Source organism: Streptomyces sp. Ru73, assembly GCF_002920575.1.
Lineage (GTDB): Bacteria > Actinomycetota > Actinomycetes > Streptomycetales > Streptomycetaceae > Streptomyces.
This window is the reverse complement of the sequence record NZ_PQSQ01000079.1, coordinates 1-19165: the sequence shown is the minus strand read 5'-3', so window position 1 is coordinate 19165 and position 19165 is coordinate 1. Positions and strand designations below refer to the sequence as shown.

At 73.9% G+C, this 19165-nt stretch carries 20 protein-coding genes; 13 read left to right on the top strand and 7 right to left on the bottom strand.

The window, feature by feature from the left end; translation table 11 throughout:
* Positions 1-97 precede the first annotated feature (97 nt).
* A complete protein-coding gene (locus tag C3486_RS27310) occupies positions 98-1342 on the bottom strand; it encodes a CdaR family transcriptional regulator (RefSeq protein WP_103835428.1) in 1245 nt (414 codons plus the stop codon).
* Between the two features lie 128 nt (positions 1343-1470).
* Between C3486_RS27310 and C3486_RS27305 the strand changes: the two genes are divergently transcribed.
* The 5 genes from C3486_RS27305 (at position 1471) to C3486_RS27285 (ending at position 8513) form a co-directional block, all read left to right on the top strand.
* Entirely contained in the window at positions 1471-2061 is a 591-nt protein-coding gene (locus tag C3486_RS27305) for an urease subunit gamma (RefSeq protein ID WP_103835427.1), read from the top strand.
* Positions 2058-3743 carry an urease subunit alpha gene (locus tag C3486_RS27300; protein ID WP_103835426.1) on the top strand — a complete coding sequence of 562 codons (1686 nt, stop codon included), beginning with the start codon at positions 2058-2060 and terminating at the stop codon, positions 3741-3743. Before C3486_RS27305 ends, C3486_RS27300 begins: the two co-directional genes overlap by 4 nt.
* A 17-nt stretch (positions 3744-3760) precedes the next feature.
* Entirely contained in the window at positions 3761-5329 is a 1569-nt protein-coding gene (locus tag C3486_RS27295) for an amidohydrolase (protein ID WP_103835425.1), read from the top strand.
* A gap of 134 nt (positions 5330-5463) precedes the next feature.
* Entirely contained in the window at positions 5464-6792 is a 1329-nt protein-coding gene (locus C3486_RS27290) for an MFS transporter (protein ID WP_103835424.1), read from the top strand.
* Positions 6789-8513: a thiamine pyrophosphate-dependent enzyme gene (locus C3486_RS27285; RefSeq protein WP_103835423.1), complete on the top strand. Its 1725-nt coding sequence runs from the start codon at positions 6789-6791 to the stop codon at positions 8511-8513. Before C3486_RS27290 ends, C3486_RS27285 begins: the two co-directional genes overlap by 4 nt.
* 29 nt (positions 8514-8542) lie before the next feature.
* Here C3486_RS27285 and C3486_RS27280 read toward each other — a convergent pair whose 3' ends face one another.
* A complete protein-coding gene (locus C3486_RS27280) occupies positions 8543-8965 on the bottom strand; it encodes a MarR family winged helix-turn-helix transcriptional regulator (RefSeq protein WP_103835449.1) in 423 nt (140 codons plus the stop codon).
* A gap of 162 nt (positions 8966-9127) precedes the next feature.
* Between C3486_RS27280 and C3486_RS27275 the strand changes: the two genes are divergently transcribed.
* Positions 9128-9502, top strand: coding sequence for a cupin domain-containing protein (locus C3486_RS27275; RefSeq protein WP_103835422.1), 375 nt, complete (start codon positions 9128-9130; stop codon positions 9500-9502).
* 22 nt (positions 9503-9524) lie between these two features.
* Here the strand turns inward: C3486_RS27275 and C3486_RS27270 are convergent, their stop codons facing one another.
* On the bottom strand, positions 9525-10184 hold the full coding sequence (locus C3486_RS27270) for a transcriptional regulator (protein WP_103835421.1): 660 nt from the start codon (positions 10182-10184) through the stop codon (positions 9525-9527).
* A gap of 152 nt (positions 10185-10336) precedes the next feature.
* Positions 10337-11320 (bottom strand): LysR family transcriptional regulator, encoded by a 984-nt coding sequence (locus C3486_RS27265; RefSeq protein ID WP_103835420.1) that lies wholly within the window; start codon positions 11318-11320, stop codon positions 10337-10339.
* A 339-nt stretch (positions 11321-11659) separates the two neighbouring features.
* On the opposite strand from C3486_RS27265, the gene C3486_RS27260 reads away from it, so the two are divergent.
* Genes C3486_RS27260 through C3486_RS27240 form a run of 5 tightly spaced genes read left to right on the top strand, consistent with a single transcriptional unit; the run spans position 11660 to position 16342 of the window.
* Positions 11660-12457 carry a hypothetical protein gene (locus tag C3486_RS27260; protein WP_258053023.1) on the top strand — a complete coding sequence of 266 codons (798 nt, stop codon included), beginning with the start codon at positions 11660-11662 and terminating at the stop codon, positions 12455-12457.
* A complete protein-coding gene (locus C3486_RS27255; RefSeq protein WP_103835419.1) occupies positions 12454-13449 on the top strand; it encodes a DMT family transporter in 996 nt (331 codons plus the stop codon). The genes C3486_RS27260 and C3486_RS27255 overlap by 4 nt, the downstream gene beginning before the upstream one ends.
* Before the next feature lie 5 nt (positions 13450-13454).
* Positions 13455-14420, top strand: a complete 966-nt coding sequence (locus C3486_RS27250; protein ID WP_103835447.1) for a pyridoxal-phosphate dependent enzyme — start codon at positions 13455-13457, stop codon at positions 14418-14420.
* Between the two features lie 34 nt (positions 14421-14454).
* Positions 14455-15195: an alanyl-tRNA editing protein gene (locus C3486_RS27245; protein WP_103835418.1), complete on the top strand. Its 741-nt coding sequence runs from the start codon at positions 14455-14457 to the stop codon at positions 15193-15195.
* A complete protein-coding gene (locus tag C3486_RS27240; protein ID WP_103835417.1) occupies positions 15179-16342 on the top strand; it encodes an aminotransferase class I/II-fold pyridoxal phosphate-dependent enzyme in 1164 nt (387 codons plus the stop codon). The genes C3486_RS27245 and C3486_RS27240 overlap by 17 nt, the downstream gene beginning before the upstream one ends.
* Before the next feature lie 52 nt (positions 16343-16394).
* Here the strand turns inward: C3486_RS27240 and C3486_RS37505 are convergent, their stop codons facing one another.
* On the bottom strand, positions 16395-16565 hold the full coding sequence (locus C3486_RS37505; RefSeq protein ID WP_181138718.1) for a DUF6126 family protein: 171 nt from the start codon (positions 16563-16565) through the stop codon (positions 16395-16397).
* Between the two features lie 25 nt (positions 16566-16590).
* Positions 16591-17217 carry a helix-turn-helix domain-containing protein gene (locus C3486_RS27235; RefSeq protein ID WP_103835416.1) on the bottom strand — a complete coding sequence of 209 codons (627 nt, stop codon included), beginning with the start codon at positions 17215-17217 and terminating at the stop codon, positions 16591-16593.
* 173 nt (positions 17218-17390) lie between these two features.
* Between C3486_RS27235 and C3486_RS27230 the strand changes: the two genes are divergently transcribed.
* On the top strand, positions 17391-17822 hold the full coding sequence (locus C3486_RS27230) for a ribonuclease domain-containing protein (protein ID WP_103835446.1): 432 nt from the start codon (positions 17391-17393) through the stop codon (positions 17820-17822).
* A 366-nt stretch (positions 17823-18188) separates the two neighbouring features.
* A complete protein-coding gene (locus C3486_RS27225; RefSeq protein ID WP_103835415.1) occupies positions 18189-18860 on the top strand; it encodes a bifunctional 4-hydroxy-2-oxoglutarate aldolase/2-dehydro-3-deoxy-phosphogluconate aldolase in 672 nt (223 codons plus the stop codon).
* A 79-nt stretch (positions 18861-18939) separates the two neighbouring features.
* On the opposite strand, the gene C3486_RS27220 is transcribed toward C3486_RS27225, so the two are convergent.
* Positions 18940-19165 (bottom strand): IclR family transcriptional regulator C-terminal domain-containing protein (locus tag C3486_RS27220; RefSeq protein WP_219822255.1); only part of this gene is annotated, 226 nt, incomplete at its 5' end.

Here is a 19165-nt window from a genome sequence, read left to right as displayed (position 1 = left end):
CGCCCAGCACCCGGGGCCGTCCGCGCCCCACGGCCGCCGGACTCCCACGAGCCCGGCGGCCGTCCCGCACCCGCACGTACGGCAAGTACCGCCCTGCTCAGTCCCGTTGGGCCTGTTCGTGGGCGCGGAGGGCGAGGGTCACCAGGGCGGCGTCCTGGGGGTGGCGGACGTCGCGGCCGGTCAGTTCGGCGAAGCGGGTGAAGCGGTGCTGGACGGTGTTGCGGTGGCAGAAGAGGGCCGCGGCGGTGTCGGCGACCGAGCCGGTGCCGCTCAGGTGGGTGCGTACCGTCTCCAGCAGCCGGGCCGCCTCGGCCGGCGCGACGCGCGGCGGGGCCAGGCCGCCCAGGACGTCGGCGGCCAGGTCGCGGCCGAAGTCCCCGGCGCGGTGGACCAGCACGTCCAGCCAGCTGTCCTCCAGCGGCCGGGGCCCGGTGGCGTCCGGCGGCAGGACGCGGGCGGTGGCGATCGCCAGGACCACGGCCCGCGGCACCGCGTCCAGCCCGGAGACCTGCGGGGAGATGCCGCACGGCGTCTCGCGGAGCCGGGCCCGTACGGCCCGCGGCGTGAAGCGGTGGCCCACCTCCACGACCAGTACCGCGTCGGAGGCCACCGCCTGCTGCTGCACGGGCGCGCCCATGGCCCGCAGGGCGCCCGCCGCCCGGCGCAGCGCAGGGCCGCCGCCCGCAGGCGCGGCCGCGCACAGGAACGTCCCGCCCGCCGAGAAGCCGAGGGCCAGCGCGGCGTCCCGTACCACGGTCGGGTTGCGGCCCTCGCTCTCCAGCAGCCGGACGAGCCACATGCGGCGCTCGTCCTCCTCCAGCCGCCCCATCTCCAGGACCGCGCGCTGGTACGCCTTCATGATCCCGGTGACGTGCCGCTCGACGGCCTCCCACACCGCGTAGGCAGAGGCGACCAGTTCGGCCATGTCCGCGTCCGAGGCCCGCTCCACCAGCGCCGCCCACACCACCCGGAAGTCCAGCCGCGCCGCCTCCAGCAGTGAGTCCAGCGGGACGCCCTGGCGGGCGCGCCGCTCGCCGACCCGCTCCGAGACCCCGGCGATGTGCGCGGGCACCGGCAGCCGCGCGACCGTCCGCAGGAGCAGTTCGAACGCCTGCCAGGCCGAGCCGCGGAAGTCCTCGTCGGGCACGAGCTCCGCGTAGCTGACGCGTACCGGGTGGACGACGTCGAGCCAGATCCCGATCAGCCCGTCGATGTTGTCCAGGCACTGCCCGGCCAGCTCGGCGACCCGCCGGGAGGGCGGCGGGAAGGCCGCGGCGCCGGGGCGCGGGCCGGCGGGCAGGGGCGGCGGCACCGCGGCGGGCGGCTCGGCGGGAGTGTGCATGTGCACAATCCTCCGCCCCTTACCGCGGGTATTTCAACGTTGGTTCGGCGCCGCCCGGCCGTGAAGCTGGGGAGGTTCCCAGGGACTCATGGCCCGTGCCGGGCCGCCGCACCCAGGAGGTCGTGCCAGTGCACCTGACACCTCGCGAACAGGAACGGCTCCAGCTGTTCACCGTCGCGGAACTGGCCCGCAGGCGCCGGGCCCGGGGCCGCCGGCTGAACACCCCCGAGGCCATCGCGCTGATCTGCGACGAGGTGCTGGAGGCGGCCTGGGACGGGCTGTCGCTGGACGAGGTGATCGAGGTCGGCCGGTCGGTGCTGACGGCCGACGAGGTCATGGACGGAGTGCCGGCGATGATCCCGCAGGTGCAGGTCGAGGCGCTGTTCCCGAGCGGCACCGCCCTGGTGGCCGTCGACCGGCCGATCGGCGACGGCGACGGCACGGCCCCCGGCGCCGTACGGCTCGCGCCCGAACCGGTACGGATCAACGAGGGGCGCCCGCACTCCACCCTCACCGTCCGCAACACCGGCGACCGGGTCGTCTTCCTCTCCTCGCACTACCCGCTCGCCGAGGTCAACCGGGCCCTGGAACTGGACCGCACGGCCGCCGCCGGGCTCCGCCTGGACATCGCGGCGGGCACCGCGCTGGCCTTCGAACCGGGCGAGACCCGGGAGGTCCCGGTCGTCCCGTCCCGCCACCAGCCCGAGGAGCGCGCATGACCAGCATCGACCGCCGTACGTACCACGCCCTGTACGGACCGACGACCGGCGACCGCATCCGGCTCGGCGACACCTGCCTGTGGGTGGAGGTGGAGACGGACGACGGGACGCCGGGGGACGAACTGCTCGGCGGCTGCGGCAAGACCGTACGGGACGGGCTGCTGGCCTCGCCCCGCTCCGACCGGGACTCGGCGCTGGACATGGTGGTGGCCGGCGTCGTGCTGATGGACCCGGCGCTCGGCGTCCGCAAGACCGACATCGGCATCAAGGACGGACGGATCGTCGCGGTCGGCGGCGTCGGCAACCCCGACGTCATGGACGTGGACTTCGCGATCGACTCGCACACCTCCGTCGTACCGGGGGAGGGGCTGATCGCCACGCCGGGGATCGTCGACAGCCATGTGCACCTGTCCTCGCCGGAGGTCGCACCGGCCGCGCTCGCGGCCGGCGTCACCACGCTCGTCGGCATGGGCCTGGGCGGGGTGTGGGAGATCGGCTGCAACCCGGCGCACAACCTCCATACCCTGATGAGCGGTTGGCAGGGCACGCCGCTGAACATCGCCTTCCTCGCCCGGGGTTCCTCCAGCTCCCGGGCGCTGCTGGACGAGATCACGCTCGCCGGGGCCGGCGGCTTCAAGATCCACGAGGACTTCGGCGCCACCCCGCGCATCATCGACACCTGCCTGGCAGCGGCCGAGCAGGCGGACCTGCCGGTCGCCCTGCACACCGACTCGATGAACGAGTCCGGCTACCTGCGGGACACCGTCGGCGCCACCCGCGGCCGCACCGTGCACGCGTACCACGTGGAGGGCGGCGGCGGCCATCCCGACCTGCTGGAGATCCTCTCCGAGCCGCACATCCTGCCCTCCTCGACCACTCCGACCGTGCCGTACACCCCGAACACCGTCGGCGAGCTGTTCCCGATGACGATGACCGTGCACCGCCAGAACCACCACAGCGAGAGCGACGTCGCCATCTCGCGCGGGCGCATCCGCGGGCACGCCATCGCCGCGGAGAACGCGCTGCACGACCTCGGCGCCATCAGCATCGTCAACTCCGACTCCATGGGCATGGGCCGGATCGCCGAGACGGTGCGCAGGACCTGGCAGCTGGCGCACGTCCAGGCGCTGGCCGCGGGGGACGGGGGAGTGGAGCACCCGGCCAACGCCCGCGCGCTGCGCTACCTCGCGAAGATCACCCTCAACCCGGCCCTCGCACACGGGCTCGCGCACGAGGTCGGCACCGTACAGCCGGGCCGGATGGCCGACCTGGTGCTGTGGCACCCGGCGTGGTTCGGCACCAAGCCCGAACTGGTCATCAAGGGCGGCTTCGTGGCCTGGGGCAACACCGGCTCGGGCTCCGGCTCCACCCGGCTCACCCAGCCCCGCACCTACCGCCCGTACTTCGGCGCGCTGGGCGCGGCCCCCGCCCGGCTCTCCAAGGTCTTCGTCGCCGGGCCCGCGCTGGCCGACCGCACCGCGCGCGCCGCCCTGCCGCAGGGCCTGAGCTACGCGCCGGTCCGCGACTCCCGCGGCCTGACCCGCGCCGACATGCTGTACAACACCGCGACCCCGCACGTCGTCGTGCCCCGCGAGCCCGCGCCCGTCCTCGTCGACGGCGTGCCGACGGGCACCGCGCCCGCCACCGAAGTCCCCCTCGCACAGCTCCACCACCTGGCCTGAGGAGGCAGCGGACGACCATGAAGCTGGACCTGCTGATCCGCAACGCGCACGTCCTCACCCTCGACGAGGACCGGCCAACGGCCACCTCCCTCGGCGTCCTGCACGGCCGGATCGCCGGCCTCGCCCTCGGCCGGCTGGACCTCTCCACGGCGCGCACGGTGGAGGAGGTGTACGCGGCGGTGGCGCGGTACGCGGACGGGCTGCCCCACGACGCCTGGGTCATCGGCGCGGGCCTGGACCACAACCGGCTCGGCGGCCGCTACCCGCACCGCGACGGGCTGGACCGGGCGGCCGGCGGACGCGCCGTCTGGCTGCAGCACACCTCGGGCCACGCATGCGTCGTCAACTCCCCGGTGCTGGAGGCGGCCGGTGCGCTGGAGCCCGGCTTCGCCGACCCGGCCGGCGGCGTCGTCTCGCGCGACGCGGCGGGCCGCCCGGACGGGCTGCTGGAGGAGACCGCGCAGCGCCTCGTACAGCGCCAGGTCCTGCCGTACCCCGTCGAGACGGTCGCCGAAGCGGTCGGGGCCGCCACCCGCCACTACCTCACCGAAGGCATCACCTCCTTCACCGAGGCGGGCATCGGCGGCGGCTGGATCGGCCACACCCCCGTCGAGCTGGCCGCCTACCAGCTCGCCAGGGAGACCGGGCGGCTGCACACCCGCGCCCAGCTGATGGCCGCCTCCGACGTACTGCACCCGCTCACCGCGCACGCCGACGACGGCATCGACCTGGGCCTGGACCTCGGCATGCGCACCGGGTTCGGCGACGACACGCTCTCCCTCGGCCCGGTCAAGATCTTCCTCGACGGCTCGCTGCTCGGCCGTACCGCCGCCATGACCGAGCCGTTCTGCGGCTGTCCGCACAACGAGGCCGAGGCCGCCAACCCCACCGGCTACTTCCAGAACGACGCCGGCACCATGACCGACCTGGTCGTCGCCGCCCACCGGGCCGGCTGGACGGTCGCCGCGCACGCCATCGGCGACCGCGCCGTCGACCTCGCGCTGGACGCCTTCGCGCGGGCCCACAAGGAGCGGCCGCGGCCCGGCGTGCACCACCGCGTCGAACACGCCGGCATCGTCCGCCCCGACCAGCTGGCCCGCTTCGCCGAACTCGGCGTGGTGCCCGTACCGCAGCACAACTTCCTGCACACCTTCGGCGACGCGATGGCCGCCAACCTCGGCCCGCGGCGCACCGGCTGGTCGTACCGGATGAAGTCGCTGCTCGGGCTCGGCGTACCGGTACCCGGCAACTCCGACCGGCCGGTCGCGCCCGGCGCGCCGCTGCCCGCCATGCAGTCGATGGTGCTGCGGCTGACCGAGTCCGGCGCGCCGTTCGGCCCGGACGAGCGGGTGCCGGCGCTCGCCGCGCTGCGCGCCTGGACCGAAGGGTCGGCGCGGGCCACCGGAGCGGGCGGCCGCAAGGGCCGGCTGGTCCCCGGCCACCTCGCCGACCTCACCGTCCTGGACGCCGATCCCACGGGCGTCGCGCCCGACCGGATCGGTGCGATCCAGGTCCTCGCCACGCTCGTCGGCGGCCGCCCGGCACACGACCCGCACGGTCTCACCACCGGACCGGGCCCCGCCTGAGGAGACGGCCGGAAGCGGCCCGAGGCCGCCGGAAACGGCCCGAGGCGGCCCGCGACGGCCGCCCCTCCCTCGTACCCCCCCACGGCAGCACCCGCAGGCTCCGCCCCGTCCCCCGTCCCGAGGAGTCCGTCCGCGTGAGCACCCCCGACCTCAGAGACATCCGGCGGCTGCTGACCGCCGCCTTCACCGGCACCGCACTGGAGTGGTACGACTACTTCCTCTACGGCACCGCCGCCGCGCTGGTCTTCAACCGGCTCTTCTTCCCCGACCTCGACCCTGCCGTCGGCACCATCGCCGCCTTCGTCACCTTCGCCGTCGGCTTCGTCGCGCGCCCCGTCGGCGCCGCGGTCTTCGGGCACATCGGCGACCGCTACGGCCGGAAGTTCGCGCTGATCATCACCGTGGTCATGATGGGCGTCACCACCGGCTGCATCGGCCTGCTCCCGTCGTACGCCACCATCGGCGTGTGGGCCCCCGCGCTCCTCGCCCTGCTCCGCTTCCTCCAGGGCATCTCGGTCGGCGGCGAGTGGTCCGGCGCGATGCTGCTCACCCTGGAGCACACGCCCAGGGAGAAGCACGGGAGTTACTCCTCGATCCCGCAGCTCGGTTCGCCCGTGGGCACGCTCCTGTCCAGCGGTGCCTTCGCGCTGGTCGGCATGCTCCCGGACGACGCGTTCTACGCCTGGGGCTGGCGGCTGCCCTTCCTCGTCGCGTTCCCGTTGCTCGGCTTCGCGCTCTACCTGCGGCTGCGCATCGAGGAGTCGCCGGTCTTCCGCGCCATGATGGAGGAGGCCGAGCGCACCGGGCCGGCGCCGGTGCCGCTGATCGAGGCGTTCCGGCGGACGTGGGGCCGGATGCTGGTCGGGGTCGCCGCCGCGTTCCTCGGCGTCGGCGGCTTCTTCCTGCTGACCACCTTCATCATCTCCTACGGCACGGCGGACCTCGGGATCGACAAGTCCGTCATGCTGAACGCCACCGCGATCGGGGCCGTCGTCGAAATGGCCGTGATCGTCGTGGCGGGCCGCGCCGCCGACCGCATCGGCTCCTGGAAGGTCTGCCTGATCGGCGGCCTCGTCACCATCGCGGTCGCCTTCCCGGTGTTCTGGCTCGTCGACACCCGCCAGACCGGCCTGGTGTACCTGGGCGTTGCCCTCGGCATCGGCGCCCTGTCCATCCCGTACGCGCCCATCGGCGCCGTCGTCTCGGGCATGTTCCCCGAGACCTGCCGCTACAGCGCGGTCGCCATGTCCTACAACCTCTCCGGCGTCCTCGGCGGCTTCGTGCCGCTCGCCGCCACCTCGCTGACCGGCGCGGCGGGCGGTGCCTCCTGGGGCGCGGCGCTCCTCCTGGCCGCCATCGCCGCCTGCACGGCGGGCGGTGCGTACGCGGCCGGAACGCTGCCCCGCCACCCGATGGACACCACCGAAGCCGGCCCCTCCGACACCGCAAAGGCCCTCGCATGACCACGCCCCGCCCCGTCCCCACCGGCGCCCCGTCCCATCCGCCCCGCACCGGCGGGCAGGTCCTCGTCGACCAGCTCCTGCGGCACGGCGTCGACGTCGCCTACGGCGTGCCCGGCGAGAGCTACCTCGCCGTGCTCGACGCCCTGCACGACGCGCCGCTGCGCCTGGTGGTCTGCCGCCACGAGGGCGGCGCCGGCTACATGGCCGAGGCGCACGGCAAGCTCACCGGGCGGCCCGGCGTGTGCTTCACCACCCGCGGCCCCGGCGCCGCCAACGCCCTGGTCGCCCTGCACACCGCGTACCAGGACGCCACACCGCTCGTCCTCTTCGTCGGCCTGGTGCCGCGCGGCCACACCGACCGAGCGTCCTTCCAGGAGCTGGATTTGCGCGGCACGTTCGGCGCCAGCGCCAAGCTGGTGGAGACGGTCGAGGACGCGGAGCGCATACCGGAGTACGTGACGCGGGCCTTCGCCGCAGCGGCCGGCGGCCGGCCCGGCCCCGTGGTGCTCGGCCTGCCCGAGGACATGCTCACCGACACCGTCCGGGTCGCCGACGCGGTGCCCGCGCCGCTGCCCGAAGGGTCCGTCTCGCAGAACGAACTCACCGTGCTGGAAGCCCTGCTGGGCGCAGCGGAACGGCCGCTCGTCCTGCTCGGCGGCAGCCGCTGGACCGAGGCGGCCAGGGCGGACGTACGGGAGTGGGCGGAAGCCTGGGAGCTGCCGGTCGCCGTCGACTTCCGCTGCCAGGACCTCCTCGACAACGACTCGCCCTGCTACGTCGGCCCCCTCGGGTACGGGCGCGCCCGCACCCTCGCCGACCGGGTGCGCGCCGCCGACCTCGTCATCGCCCTGGGCGCCGCGCCCGGCGACGTCCTCACCGACGGCTTCCGCCTGCTGCCCCCCGACGGCACGGGGCCCCGGCTGGTCCAGGCGCTCCCCGAAGCCCAGCCGCCCGGCGCGCTGTACGTGCCGGACCTGGCGCTGCTGGCCGCGCCCGCCGCCGTCGCCCGTGCCCTGCGCGGGCTGCTGCCCACCCGGCCGGTGCCCTGGGCCACCCGGACGAAGGAGGACCGCGCCGCGTACCTCGCGCACCGGGCGCCGGTGCGCGACGCCGACGCGCTCGACCTCGGCACCGTCTTCGAGACGCTGCGGGACCGGCTGCCCGCCGACGCCGTGGTCACCTTCGGCGCGGGCAACCACGCCGTCTGGGCCCAGCGCTTCCTCACCCACACCGCGGGCGGCCGCCAACTCTCCCCGCGCAACGGCGCGATGGGGTACGGCGTTCCCGCCGCGGTGGCCGCCGCGATCGCAGCCCCGGACCGCCAGGTCGTCTCGGTCGCCGGGGACGGCTGCTTCCTGATGAACGGCCAGGAGCTGGCGACGGCGGTCGCGGAGGGCGTACGCCCGCTGATCCTCGTCCTGAACAACTCCTGCTACGGCACGATCCGCCAGCACCAGGAGCGCCACCACCCCGGCAGGGTCAGCGGCACGGCCCTGGTCAACCCCGACTTCGCGGCCCTCGCCCGCGCCTTCGGCGCCCACGGCGAAACCGTCACCACCACCGAGGAGTTCGCTCCGGCCCTGACCCGCTCCCTCGCCAGCGGCACCGCGGCCCTCATCCAGCTGAAGGTCCCCGAGAACCGCCTGGCCCCGGGAGTAACCGTGACAGACATCCGCGAACGCGCCGGACGGCACAGGGGAGCCGCGGCGCCGGCCCGGTAGGTCCACCACCCGCTGCCCGGCCCGCCGTCTCACCACACGGGCCGGAGCGGCGGCGGTGTGTCGCCCGCCATCGCCCGGATGATCCGGGCCAGTTCGGTGCGGAGGACGGAGAGGTCCTCGGTGCCGGTGCGGCGTGCCAGCTCGGCTTCCAGGTCGTGGAGGGTGCGGCCGGCCACGGCGAGGTGTGCGTGGGCCGCTTCGGTGAGGACGACCAGCTTGCGCCGGCCGCCTTCCGGATGCGGCTCCCGGCGGACGTATCCGCGCTTCTCCAGGTCGTCGACGAGCTGCCCGGCGGCCTGCTTCGTCACCCCGAGCCGCTGGGCCAGCTCGGTGCCGGTGGCTCCCTGGCCGCGCAGCAGCTGGAACACCATGCCGTGCACGGGGCGCAGGTCCGCGTGGCCGGCCTCGGCCAGCCGCCCGGTGAATTCGCCGAGCAGCAGCTGGAAGGCCATGCCGAGCAGGAAGGTCAGTTCGGTGTCGGGGAGCTGATCGTCGGGCTGCACGGAACCATGGTGACATACGTGGGTCAAGCTGCTTTACTCGCCTGAGTAAAGCAGCTTGACCCGCTGTGCGAGTACCGCCGGGTCGCTGCCGTGTCGTCCGAGGGAGAAGCCATGCATGTCATCGCACCGTCGCCGGACCATGTCGTCACCACCCCCAACGCCGTCATGACCGGCCTCGCCGCGCCGAGCCGGGGCAGCACCGAACTGAGCACCTGGCAGGTCCGGATGGAGCCCGGCAGCGCCGGCCCCGAGCACACCGTCGACCGCGAGCAGGTGTGGACGGTGACCGGCGGCGCGCTGGAGGTCACCGCCGGGGGCCGGACCGAGAGACTCGGCGCGGGCGAGACCCTCGTGCTGCCGGGCGGCGTCCTGCGGCAGGTGCGCACCGCCGCGGAACCGGTGGAGGCGCTGGTCGCCATGCGCAGTGACGGGCGGGTGTCCGTGCCCGGCGGCGAGGGGGCGCGGCCGCTGCCGTGGGCCAGGTGAGCCGCCGCTCCGGTGGCGCTCGTCAGTCCTCCGTCAGCCCGCGCCAGAACATCAGCTCGTACGCCTGGAGGAGGCGGCCGTAGCGGAGGGCGAGGGGGTGGTCCAGGGTGCCGGTGTCCAGGCCGTGCTGGAGGGCGGTCAGGGTGCGGTCGCGCAGGACCGGGGGCGGGGTGGCGAAGAAGTCGAAGAAGGCGCAGGCCTCGTCGGTGAAGCCGTAGCGGTGGCGCATGGCCTGGCCGATGGCGCGGCAGTAGCCGCCCCAGGCGGTGAAGTTGGCGGCGAAGGCCAGGACCGCGTCGGCCGGTTCGGCGCCGAGCGCGAGCCAGGCGGCGTACGCCGGGTACGCCTGGCAGGCGGGCCGCGGTTCGTACCCTGACGTCTCCCGTTCGGTCAGGCCGCAGGCGGCGGTGAGGGTGCCGAGGTGGTCCAGCGCGACGCCCTCGCCGTCGGCGAGGAAGGTGAAGAACGCGGCGACCGGCGGCTCGGCGGCGGCCCGCCCGGCGAGGTGGCGGAAGCTGCGCCGGTCCGAGGCGATGACGTGGTGCTGTTCCAGGGCGAGCGTGGCGAAGACCTCGCGCGGGGCCTCGCCCACGGCGATGGCCGGGACGAGGGGGTTGGCGTCGGGCGCTGGGGTCAGTTCCCGTACGGCGGCGTCGAGGACGTCGGACGCGGAACGGGCCATGGGCGGCCTCCTCGGACGGCGGGCGGGGCGGTGCCCCGCGTGGTCCCACCAGTGTGGCGGCAGCGCCCGCCGGAGGGCGGTAATACCGGCCGATGCCCTGCCATGTCGCCACCGTGGATGCCGCCGGGTCGCCCCTGTACGAGGCGCCGGCGTCAGCCTCGCGGCTGCGGCGCCGGGGCCAGGGACGCGAGGCGCGCGGACTGGGTGCCGGCCGCTGCCGCCAGTTCGCCGACCAGTGCCCGGACCGCCGGCAGGCCGTCGTACTCGGGCAGCGTCAGCGCGACGATCTCGCGGTGCACCGCCGGTTCGAGCCGCAGCAGGCGGACGGCTTCGGCCTCGGTGGTGAGCGTGATGCCCGGCAGGACGGCCACCCCCAGACCCGCCCGGACCAGGGCGATCGCGGTGAGGTGGTCGTCGGTCACCATGTCGATGCGCGGTGCGAAGCCCTCCGCCGCGCAGAGGTCCACCAAGTGGCCGTGGCACTGCGCGCAGCCCGCTATCCACGGCGCATCGGCCAGTTCGGCCAGCGCGATCTCCCCGCTGTCGGCGGCCTCGGCGAGCCGGTGGCCCGGCGGGACAGCGACGAGCAGGCGGTCGGTCAGCAGGAGGTGGGCGACCAGCCCGTCCCAGTCGTCGGCGGGCGCGCCGCCGTCCCGGGGGAGCTTCGGGTACCGGAAGGCGAGCGCCAGGTCGCAGTCGCCGCCGCGCAGCATCTCCACGGCGCGCGGCGGCGCGGCCTCGGCGAAGGACACCTCGGTGCCCGGATGGGCGGCGCGCAGGCCCGCCAGCGCCGTCGGGACCAGCTCCGACATGCCGCTGAGGAAGGACACGAGCCGGACCCGGCCGAGCCGGGCGCCCTTGAGGTACGCCATCTCCTCCTCGGCGGCGTGCAGCCGGGTCAGAATGCGCCCGGAATGGCCGTGCAGGATTTCTCCGGCCTCGGTGAGTGAAATTTCCTTTCCGGATTTACCGGCGTCCGGACGGCGCACGACGAGCGGCGTCCGGGCGGAATTCTCCAGTGCCGTTATCTGCCGGCGCACGGCCTGCTGGGTGCAGCCCAGGGCGCGCGCGGCCGCCGCGAAGGACCCGGTCCGTGCGACGGCGCGCAGAACGCGGAGTTGGCGTGGCTCAAGCATAGGCGCACAGTAGGGATTTGACGTGAAGTCGGCAACACGGGGACCGGCCGCGCGGTCGGATTCCCGTGCCGGCCCCGGAAAAGCGGGCGGCGCAAAAAGGGGCACATGGCGACAACCTCGGTCATATTAAAGGGTATATGTGCGACATTCAATGATCCCAAAGACTTCTTTCTGGCTGCACAAAGGAATTGTTGGATTGCCGTGGGACCGGGCCTTCGAGTACAACTTCCTGCCATGCGGACCAAGATTGCTCGTACCGTCCATGGAACTTTCGGGGAATTACTCCAGGGCTATACGCGCGGGGCGGCCGGATACGATCATTTCCTTTTCACGGTCCCGGTGGAGGAACTCCGCTGCCAGGCCCGCATCAGACGGGAAAAACGGTCCGAAGCAGCACCGCTCACCGTCAGACCCGCCGACCGGGTCAAGGCGCTGCACGCCTATACCTCGCTCAGCGCAGATCTGCGGCAGCGCCGGCCGGGCGGGGTGCTGGAAATAGACTCCAACATTCCGGTGGCCAAGGGCCATGCCAGCTCCACCAGCGACATACTGGCCAGCGCGCTGCTGTGCGTGGCCGAGGCGTGCCCCGACATCCCGGAAGCGGCGGCGCACGCCCTCGCGCTGTCCGTCGCACGCCAACTGGAGTACGGCGACTACCTGTTGCACCCTGGCATCGCGGCGTGCGCCCAACGCTCCCAGCGGCTGATCACCGCGTACCACACCGACCTGCGCTGGACGATCGTCGGCGTGGACGAGGGCGGCTACGTGCGCACCGAGGACTTCCACCGCGAACTCCCCGAGGACCCGGGCAAGGCCGCCGAGTACGAGCGGCTCTTCGGCGAGCTGGACGCGGCCCTGCGCGCGAACGACGGGCCGGCCGCCGCGCGGATCGCCACCCGCAGCGCGGAGCTGCACAACGACCGGCTGCCCAAGAAGTCGCTCGCCGACCTGACCGCGCTCCAGCGGGACTTCGGGGCGCTGGGCATCTGCGTCGCGCACAGCGGCACGCTGGCCGGCCTGATCTTCTCCCGGCACCAGCCCGACCACGACGAGCGGGTCGCGGGGTGCCGCGGCGCGCTGGACGCCCGCGGCTACGCCGGGTCCACGTTCACCCTCAAGGAGGCGAGGCGTCCATGAGCGGCGCGACCACCACCCCCGGCCCCGACAGCCAGGCCCTGGCGGCCGGCCGGGCCGCGCCCGCACCGCCCCCCGCGGTCCGCAAACCCGGCCGGGCCCGCTACCAGATCATGGTGCTGATCGCCGTCTGCTGCCTGGCCCTGGGCGGCGTCTTCGTCCGGATCAGCGAGGTCGGCCCGGTGGCCACCGGCGCGTACCGCTCCCTCTTCGCCACGCCGATGCTGCTCGCGGTGTCCGCCGCCATGGCGCGCCGCGCACCGGCCGGCGAGAAGGCCGGGGGCGCCCGGCGGAAGACCCGGATGAGCGGACGGGACCGGGCGCTCATCGCGCTCGGCGGACTGTTCCTCGCGGGCGACCTGTGCCTGTGGAACATATCCTTCCTCTACACCTCGCTGGCCGAGGCCAACCTCCTCGCCAACCTGGTGCCGTTCATCATCGCGCCGCTCGCCTTCTTCCTCTGGGGCGACCGGCTGCCCTGGAGGCTCGCCTTCCCCGCGGTCCTCGCCCTCGGCGGCCTCTACGTCCTGGTCATCCTCGGCACCGGGCTCGACCCCACGCACCTGCGCGGCGACCTCCTGGCGCTGGCCACGGCCGTCTTCTACGCCCTGTTCCTGGTGGTGGCCAAGGGGCTGCGCGAGCGCCACGAGGCCACCCGCATCATGGCCACCCTCAGCCTGGTCTGCGCGGTGGCCTGCTTCGCCGTCGCGGGGCTGCTCGGCGAGAAGATCTGGCCCACGAGCGCACAGGGCTGGCTGCTGCTCATCGGCCTGGCCCTCACCTCGCAGGTGTTCGGGCAGACCCTCATGGCGCACGCCGTGAAGTTCCTGCCGCTCCAACTGGCCGCGCTCTTCGTCCTGCTGCAGCCCGTCGCCGCCGCCGTCTACGGCTTCTTCCTCTTCGACCAGCGGCTGACGCTGGTCCAGATCGGAGGGATCGCCCTCCTGCTGGTCTCCATCTACTGGGCCAAGAACCTCCTGGAGGGCTCGAAGTGAGCACCATGGACACCGTCGCACTGCGCAGAGACCCCTACGAGGTCATCGAGGAGCTGTCCCGGCTCACCACGATCGACTGCGGACCGCTGGCCGGGAGATTACGGCTGCGGGCCATACACGGCAGCCCGACCACCGAGACCAGCTTCAAGTCCATCCTGGGCCTCGGTCTGCTCCTCCTGGCGCGCGAGCGGGGACTGCTGGCCGAGGGACAGCCGGTGATCGAGTCCACCTCCGGCTCGCTGGGGCTGGGCCTCGCCGTCGCCGGGCGGCTCCTGGGCCACCCCGTCCACCTCGTGTCCGACCCCGGCATCCCCGAGGTGACCCGGGTGAAGACCGAGCTGGCCGGCGCCACCCTGCACCTCGTGCGGGCGCCGCACCCGGTGCTCGGCTTCCAGCAGGCCCGGGACGACCTGCTGCAGGAGCTGCGCGCGGCCCACCCCGAGTACTACTGGACCAACCAGAACGACAGCCCGCTCAACCCGGAGGTGTGGACCCGCTGGGTGGTACCGCACCTGACCCAGACGCTGGACTTCTCCCGCATCCGCGCGGGCATCTTCTGCGTGGGCAGCGGCGGGCACTTCTCCGCGCTGTCGCGGATGCTCAGCGCCAAGGGGATACCCAGCTATGTCGCCGACCGGGTGGGGTCCATCACCTTCGGCGACGAGCCCGGGCCCACCATCCTGCGCGGCACGGGCAACCAGAACCGCGTCCCCGCCGTCATCGAAGCCGCCCGGCAGCGGGTGGCCGGCGTCCACCGCGTCACCGACGCCCAGGCCTGCCGGGCCGTGCGCGAACTCCTCACGCTCGGCATCAGCGTCGGCGGCTCGTCGGGCGTCTGCTACGAGGGCGCCCGCCGGCTCGCCGCCGACCTGGGCCCGGACGCCGAGGGAGAGATCCTCACCTTCTTCGCCGACCGCGGCGAACTGTACGGCATGACCCTGCTGAACCACGCCCCGGACGACCGCGGTTGAGCCGGGACGACCCCCGTCACACCAGGAGAGACAAGTGATCGAAGCCGCCCTGTGGAGCTCCTGTCCCCCCACGCAGGCGCTCTACCACGACGACCCGTACGCGACGACGGCCACCGCGACCGTCCTCTCGGTCAGCGACCGGTACGCCGTCTTCGACCGGTCCGTCTTCTACGCCGAGTCCGGCGGCCAGGTGGCCGACCAGGGCACGGTCGACGGCGCCCGGGTGGTGGACGTGCAGAAGGCCGGCGGCCGGCCCTTCCAGCTGCCCAACGGCGAGGTCGCCACCGTCGAGTCCGTCTTCTGCCACGAATTCGCCGAGCCGTGCACGCTGCGCCCCGGTGATCAGGTGACGATGGAGATCGATTGGGACCGGCGCTTCCGCAACATGCAGATGCACACCCTGGCCCACTTCCTCTTCCACGCCACCGGCGAGTACCTCGAGGCACAGGGGCAGACCCGCTCCACCCGCGGCTGCCACATCAGCGACGACTCCGCCCGCTTCGACTTCGGGTGCGCCATCCCCGGCGAGGCCGCCGCCGTCATCGAGGCCCGCGTGCGGGAGCTGCTGGCCTCCTCCCCGGAGGCCACCGTCACCCCGCTCCCGGACACCCACGACGTGTTCGTCTGGCGGTCCGGGGACATCGTCATCCCCTGCGGCGGCACCCATGTGCACCACCCCAAGGAGATCCAGGGCTCGGTGAAGGTCCGCCGCCGCACCAAGGGCCGCCACGGCACCCGCCTCTACATCGACCTCGACCGTGCCGGCACCGACTGAGGCCGGGGCGGCGGACGGGTCGCCCTTCATATCCGACCCCGCCGTGCTGCGCGGCAGACGCACCCTGAAGTGGCGGACCGGCGACGAGCCGGACCGGCTCTGCCTGGGCGTCGCGGAAATGGACGTCCGCACCCCGCCGTTCCTCCGCGACGCGCTGGTCGGCGCCGTCGAGCACGGGGAGACCGGGTACGGCCTGTGCGCCGAGCAGGAGGCCGCCTGCGCGGCCTACCTCCGCGACCAGCACGGCGCCACGGTGGCGGCCGTCCGCTGCACCACCGACGTCCTGGCCGGGCTGCGCACGGTCATGGGCCTGGAGCTGGCGCCGGGCTGCCCGGTCATCGTCGAGACCCCCGTCTACGGCGACCTGTTCACCGTCGTACGGGAGGCCGGGCTGCAGCCGCTGGCGGTGCCGCTGCTGCGCGACGCGCACGGGTACCGGCACGACTGGGCGGCCCTCGACGCGGCGGGCGCCGCCGGTGCCCGCGCCTGGATCCTGTGCCAGCCGCACAACCCCGTCGGCCGGGCCTGGACCGAGGAGGAGCAGGCGGCGGCGGTGGCCCTCGCGGACCGGCACGAGCTGCTGCTCCTCGCCAACGAAGTGCACCTCCCGCTCGGCCTGCACCGGCAGCCGCCGTCGGCGTACGCGGACCCCGGCATCCACCGGGTGCGGTCCTTCGGCTTCACCTCGGCGTCCAAGGCGTTCAACGTGGCGGGCCTGAAGAGCGCCACGCTCTACGCCTCCGAACGCGCCGCCGAGACCCTCACCGGCATCCCGCAGGGCATGCTCGGCCGGCCGGGCAGCTTCGGGACGATCGCCACGGTCGCCTGCTACGAGCACGGCGTGCCGTGGCTGACGGAGCTGCGGGACGACCTCGCCGGGCGGGTGGCCCAGGTCCTCGACGGGCTGCGGAAGCTGCCCCTGGTGGCCGAGGCGCCGGAGCCGGAGGCCACGTACCTGGTCTGGGCGGAGTTCCCGCGAGATGATCACGCGGCCCGGTTCGCCGCCGCGCTGCGCAGCGCCGCGGTCCACGTACTGCCGGGCGAGGTCTTCGGCGGGGACCGGTTCGCGCGCTGCTTCCGGATCAACGCGGCAGCCCACCCGGCCGTCCTGGAGGAGACGTTCGCGCGTCTTCGCGCGGTGCTGTGACGGTCCGGGCGTGCCCACCGCGGGCGGTGGTCCCGGTGGGCGCCGCCGCGCCTCAGGTGGCGGACTTGAGCATGACCACGATGAAGCTCAGGAACGCCAGCAGGACGTGGGTGCCGACGACGTAGAGGGCGACCCGTACGGACAGCCCGCGCGGGGCCCGGTCCTCGACGTCGTCCTTGCGGGCCGGAGTGGGCAGGGGAGCGGGAACGGGCTGCTCGGTCACGGGGTGGTCCTTTCCTGCGAGCCGGTCACAGACCGCGGCGGCTGGTGCCGCCGAGGCACAGCTCTGCCATGCCGCTCTGCATGAGGGTGTGGACGAAGAGGAGCTCGGCGCCGCTGCCGGAGGCGGCGGCGAGGCGGTGCGGGGTGAGGGAGTCGAAGTGGGCCGCGTCACCCGGGTCCAGCAGCTGCGTCGTCTCGCCGAGGGTCAGCCGCAGCCGTCCCTTGAGGACGTACAGCCACTCCTCGCCGGGGTGCACCCGCACCAGTCCTGCCTGGTCGTCGCGGGGTGGCACGTGGACCCGCAGGGCCTGCATCGCCCGCCCGGGACCGCCCATCGGCCAGTACGTCCAGCCGCCGGCCTCCGAGGGGTCGGCCTCGGCGCCCCGGAACACCGGCTGCCGCTCGGGCGCCGTCTCCCCGAGGAGGTCGGATACCGTAGTGGCGTAGGTGCGTGCCAAGGACAGCAGCATCGGCAGCGACGGCTGGCGCCGTCCGGTCTCCAGCCGCGAGAGGTGCGCGGGGGACAGACCGACCCGCCGCGCCGCGGTCTCCAGTGTGAGGCCGGCACGACGCCGCAGGTCACGCAGGCGCGGTGCGACGACGGGCAGCTCCTCTGCGGTGTCGGCGGCCTCGTGGTCCAGCGGTTCGGTCATGCTTCTGGTATAGCCATACCGGGCCCCGGGGGCAAAAGTTTTGCCCGAGAGGCAAAAAGTGCCCGCGACCCGCACTCCGCCGCACTTCCCGTCTCCGGGCCGCTGTGAACTCCTGGGAAACTTCCGGCACTTGCATTGACAGGAACATGTCTACGCGCGTCATGCTGTACGGCATGAGAATCCCCCCACGGATCACCCGGATCGGCGCCCTCGGCGCCCTCGCCTCGGCCCTGTTCCTCGCGGGCCCCGCCGTCGCCGCGACGCCCACAGCGGCAGCCCCCGCAGCGGTGGCGCACGCCGCGCCCGTCCATGCGGCCGCCGTCGGCGACATCTGCTACTCCAAGCTGCCCGACGAGGCCCACACGACGCTGGACCTCATCGAGAAGGGCGGCCCCTTCCCCTATCCGCAGGACGGCACCGTCTTCTCCAACCGGGAGGGCGTCCTGCCGCAGCAGTCCAGCGGCTACTACCACGAGTACACCGTCGAGACCCCCGGCTCCCCGGACCGCGGCGCCCGCCGCATCGTCACCGGTGAGAAGACCGACGAGGACTACTACACGGCCGATCACTACGAGACCTTCGACCTCGTGGACCGCGGCTGCTGAGCAGCCGGGGAACCGAGCGGCGGCCGGGGCGGTGCCCCGGCCGCCGCCGTTTTTCCGGCGGCTTCACGTCCGGTTTCCGGCGGCTCCGCGTCCGGAGGGCCCGCGCCGAGCACGGAGTTGCGTACCCCGGCGCGCCCGGCCCGCGGGCGCCGCCCAACATCCGGGTCGCACCCCCGACTGAGGGATTGTCAGCGGCTGCCGGTAGCGTTTCGGTGGAAACAGCGACCGGGCGGGCATCGGCGGCGAAGTCGTCTCAAGGCGGCCACCTGCGGCGGAGCCCGACCACCGGCGCACCGGACAGTTCCCTGGGGGCATGGCGGCGACGCCGTGTGCGGGACGGAAATAAGGAAAGGGCGGCGAGCTGTCGTGTACCGCTGGGAGATCACCCGGGCCGCACTGGCTCAGCGCGTTTTCGCCATCGTCCGCAGCGAGACCTACGACGAGGCCAGCGCGACGGCCGACACGCTGCTGTCGGCCGGCATCACGAGCCTGGAGATCTCCCTGACGACGCCGTTCGCGCTGGAGGCGGTCACGACGCTGACCAGGGAGCTGGGGGACGACGCGATCATAGGCGCGGGCACGGTCCTGGACGCGGCCTCGGCCCGGATGGCCGTGGACGCCGGTGCCCGCTTCCTGGTCAGCCCCCACCTGGACGCCGAGGTGATCCGCACGGGCCACCGGTACGGCGTCCCGGTCTTCGCCGGCGTCGCCACCCCCACGGAGATCGTGCAGGGCATGGAGCTGGGCGCCGACGCGCTGAAGCTCTTCCCGGCCTCCGGCCACACCCCCGGCTGGCTCTCGGACGTCCGCGCTGCGCTGCCGCAGGCGCCGCTGGTGCCGACGGGCGGCGTGACGGTGGAGAACGCCCCGGAGTGGATCGCCGCCGGCGCCGTCGCGGTGGGCATGGGCTCCGCGCTCTCCGCCGGCGACCGCGACACGGTCACCAAGCGCGCCGCGGCCCTCCTCCCGCTGCTGGCCGACGCCGCCCCGCCGGCCACCACCTCCGGCCTCGGCTCGCTGGACCTGTACGAGGCGTAGGCGCGGCGGCGCGCGGCGGGCGGGCGCCGATGAGCCTTCGCGCCCGCCCGCCCCGCCGAGCTGGCCCGCCCCGCCGGGCTCAGACGCCCCCGCGCAGCATCCGCGACAGCCCCAGGGCCGCCGTGCGGACGGCCGGGGCGAGCTGGGCCGGGTGGTAGCGGGCGCAGGGCACGGCGACCGACAGCGCGGCCACGGCCTCGCCGCCCGCGAAGACGGGGGCCGCGATGCAGCTGACCCCGAGTACCGCCTCCTGCTCCTCGTAGGCCAGCCCGGAGACCCGTGCCTTCTCCAGCGCCGTCCGCAGC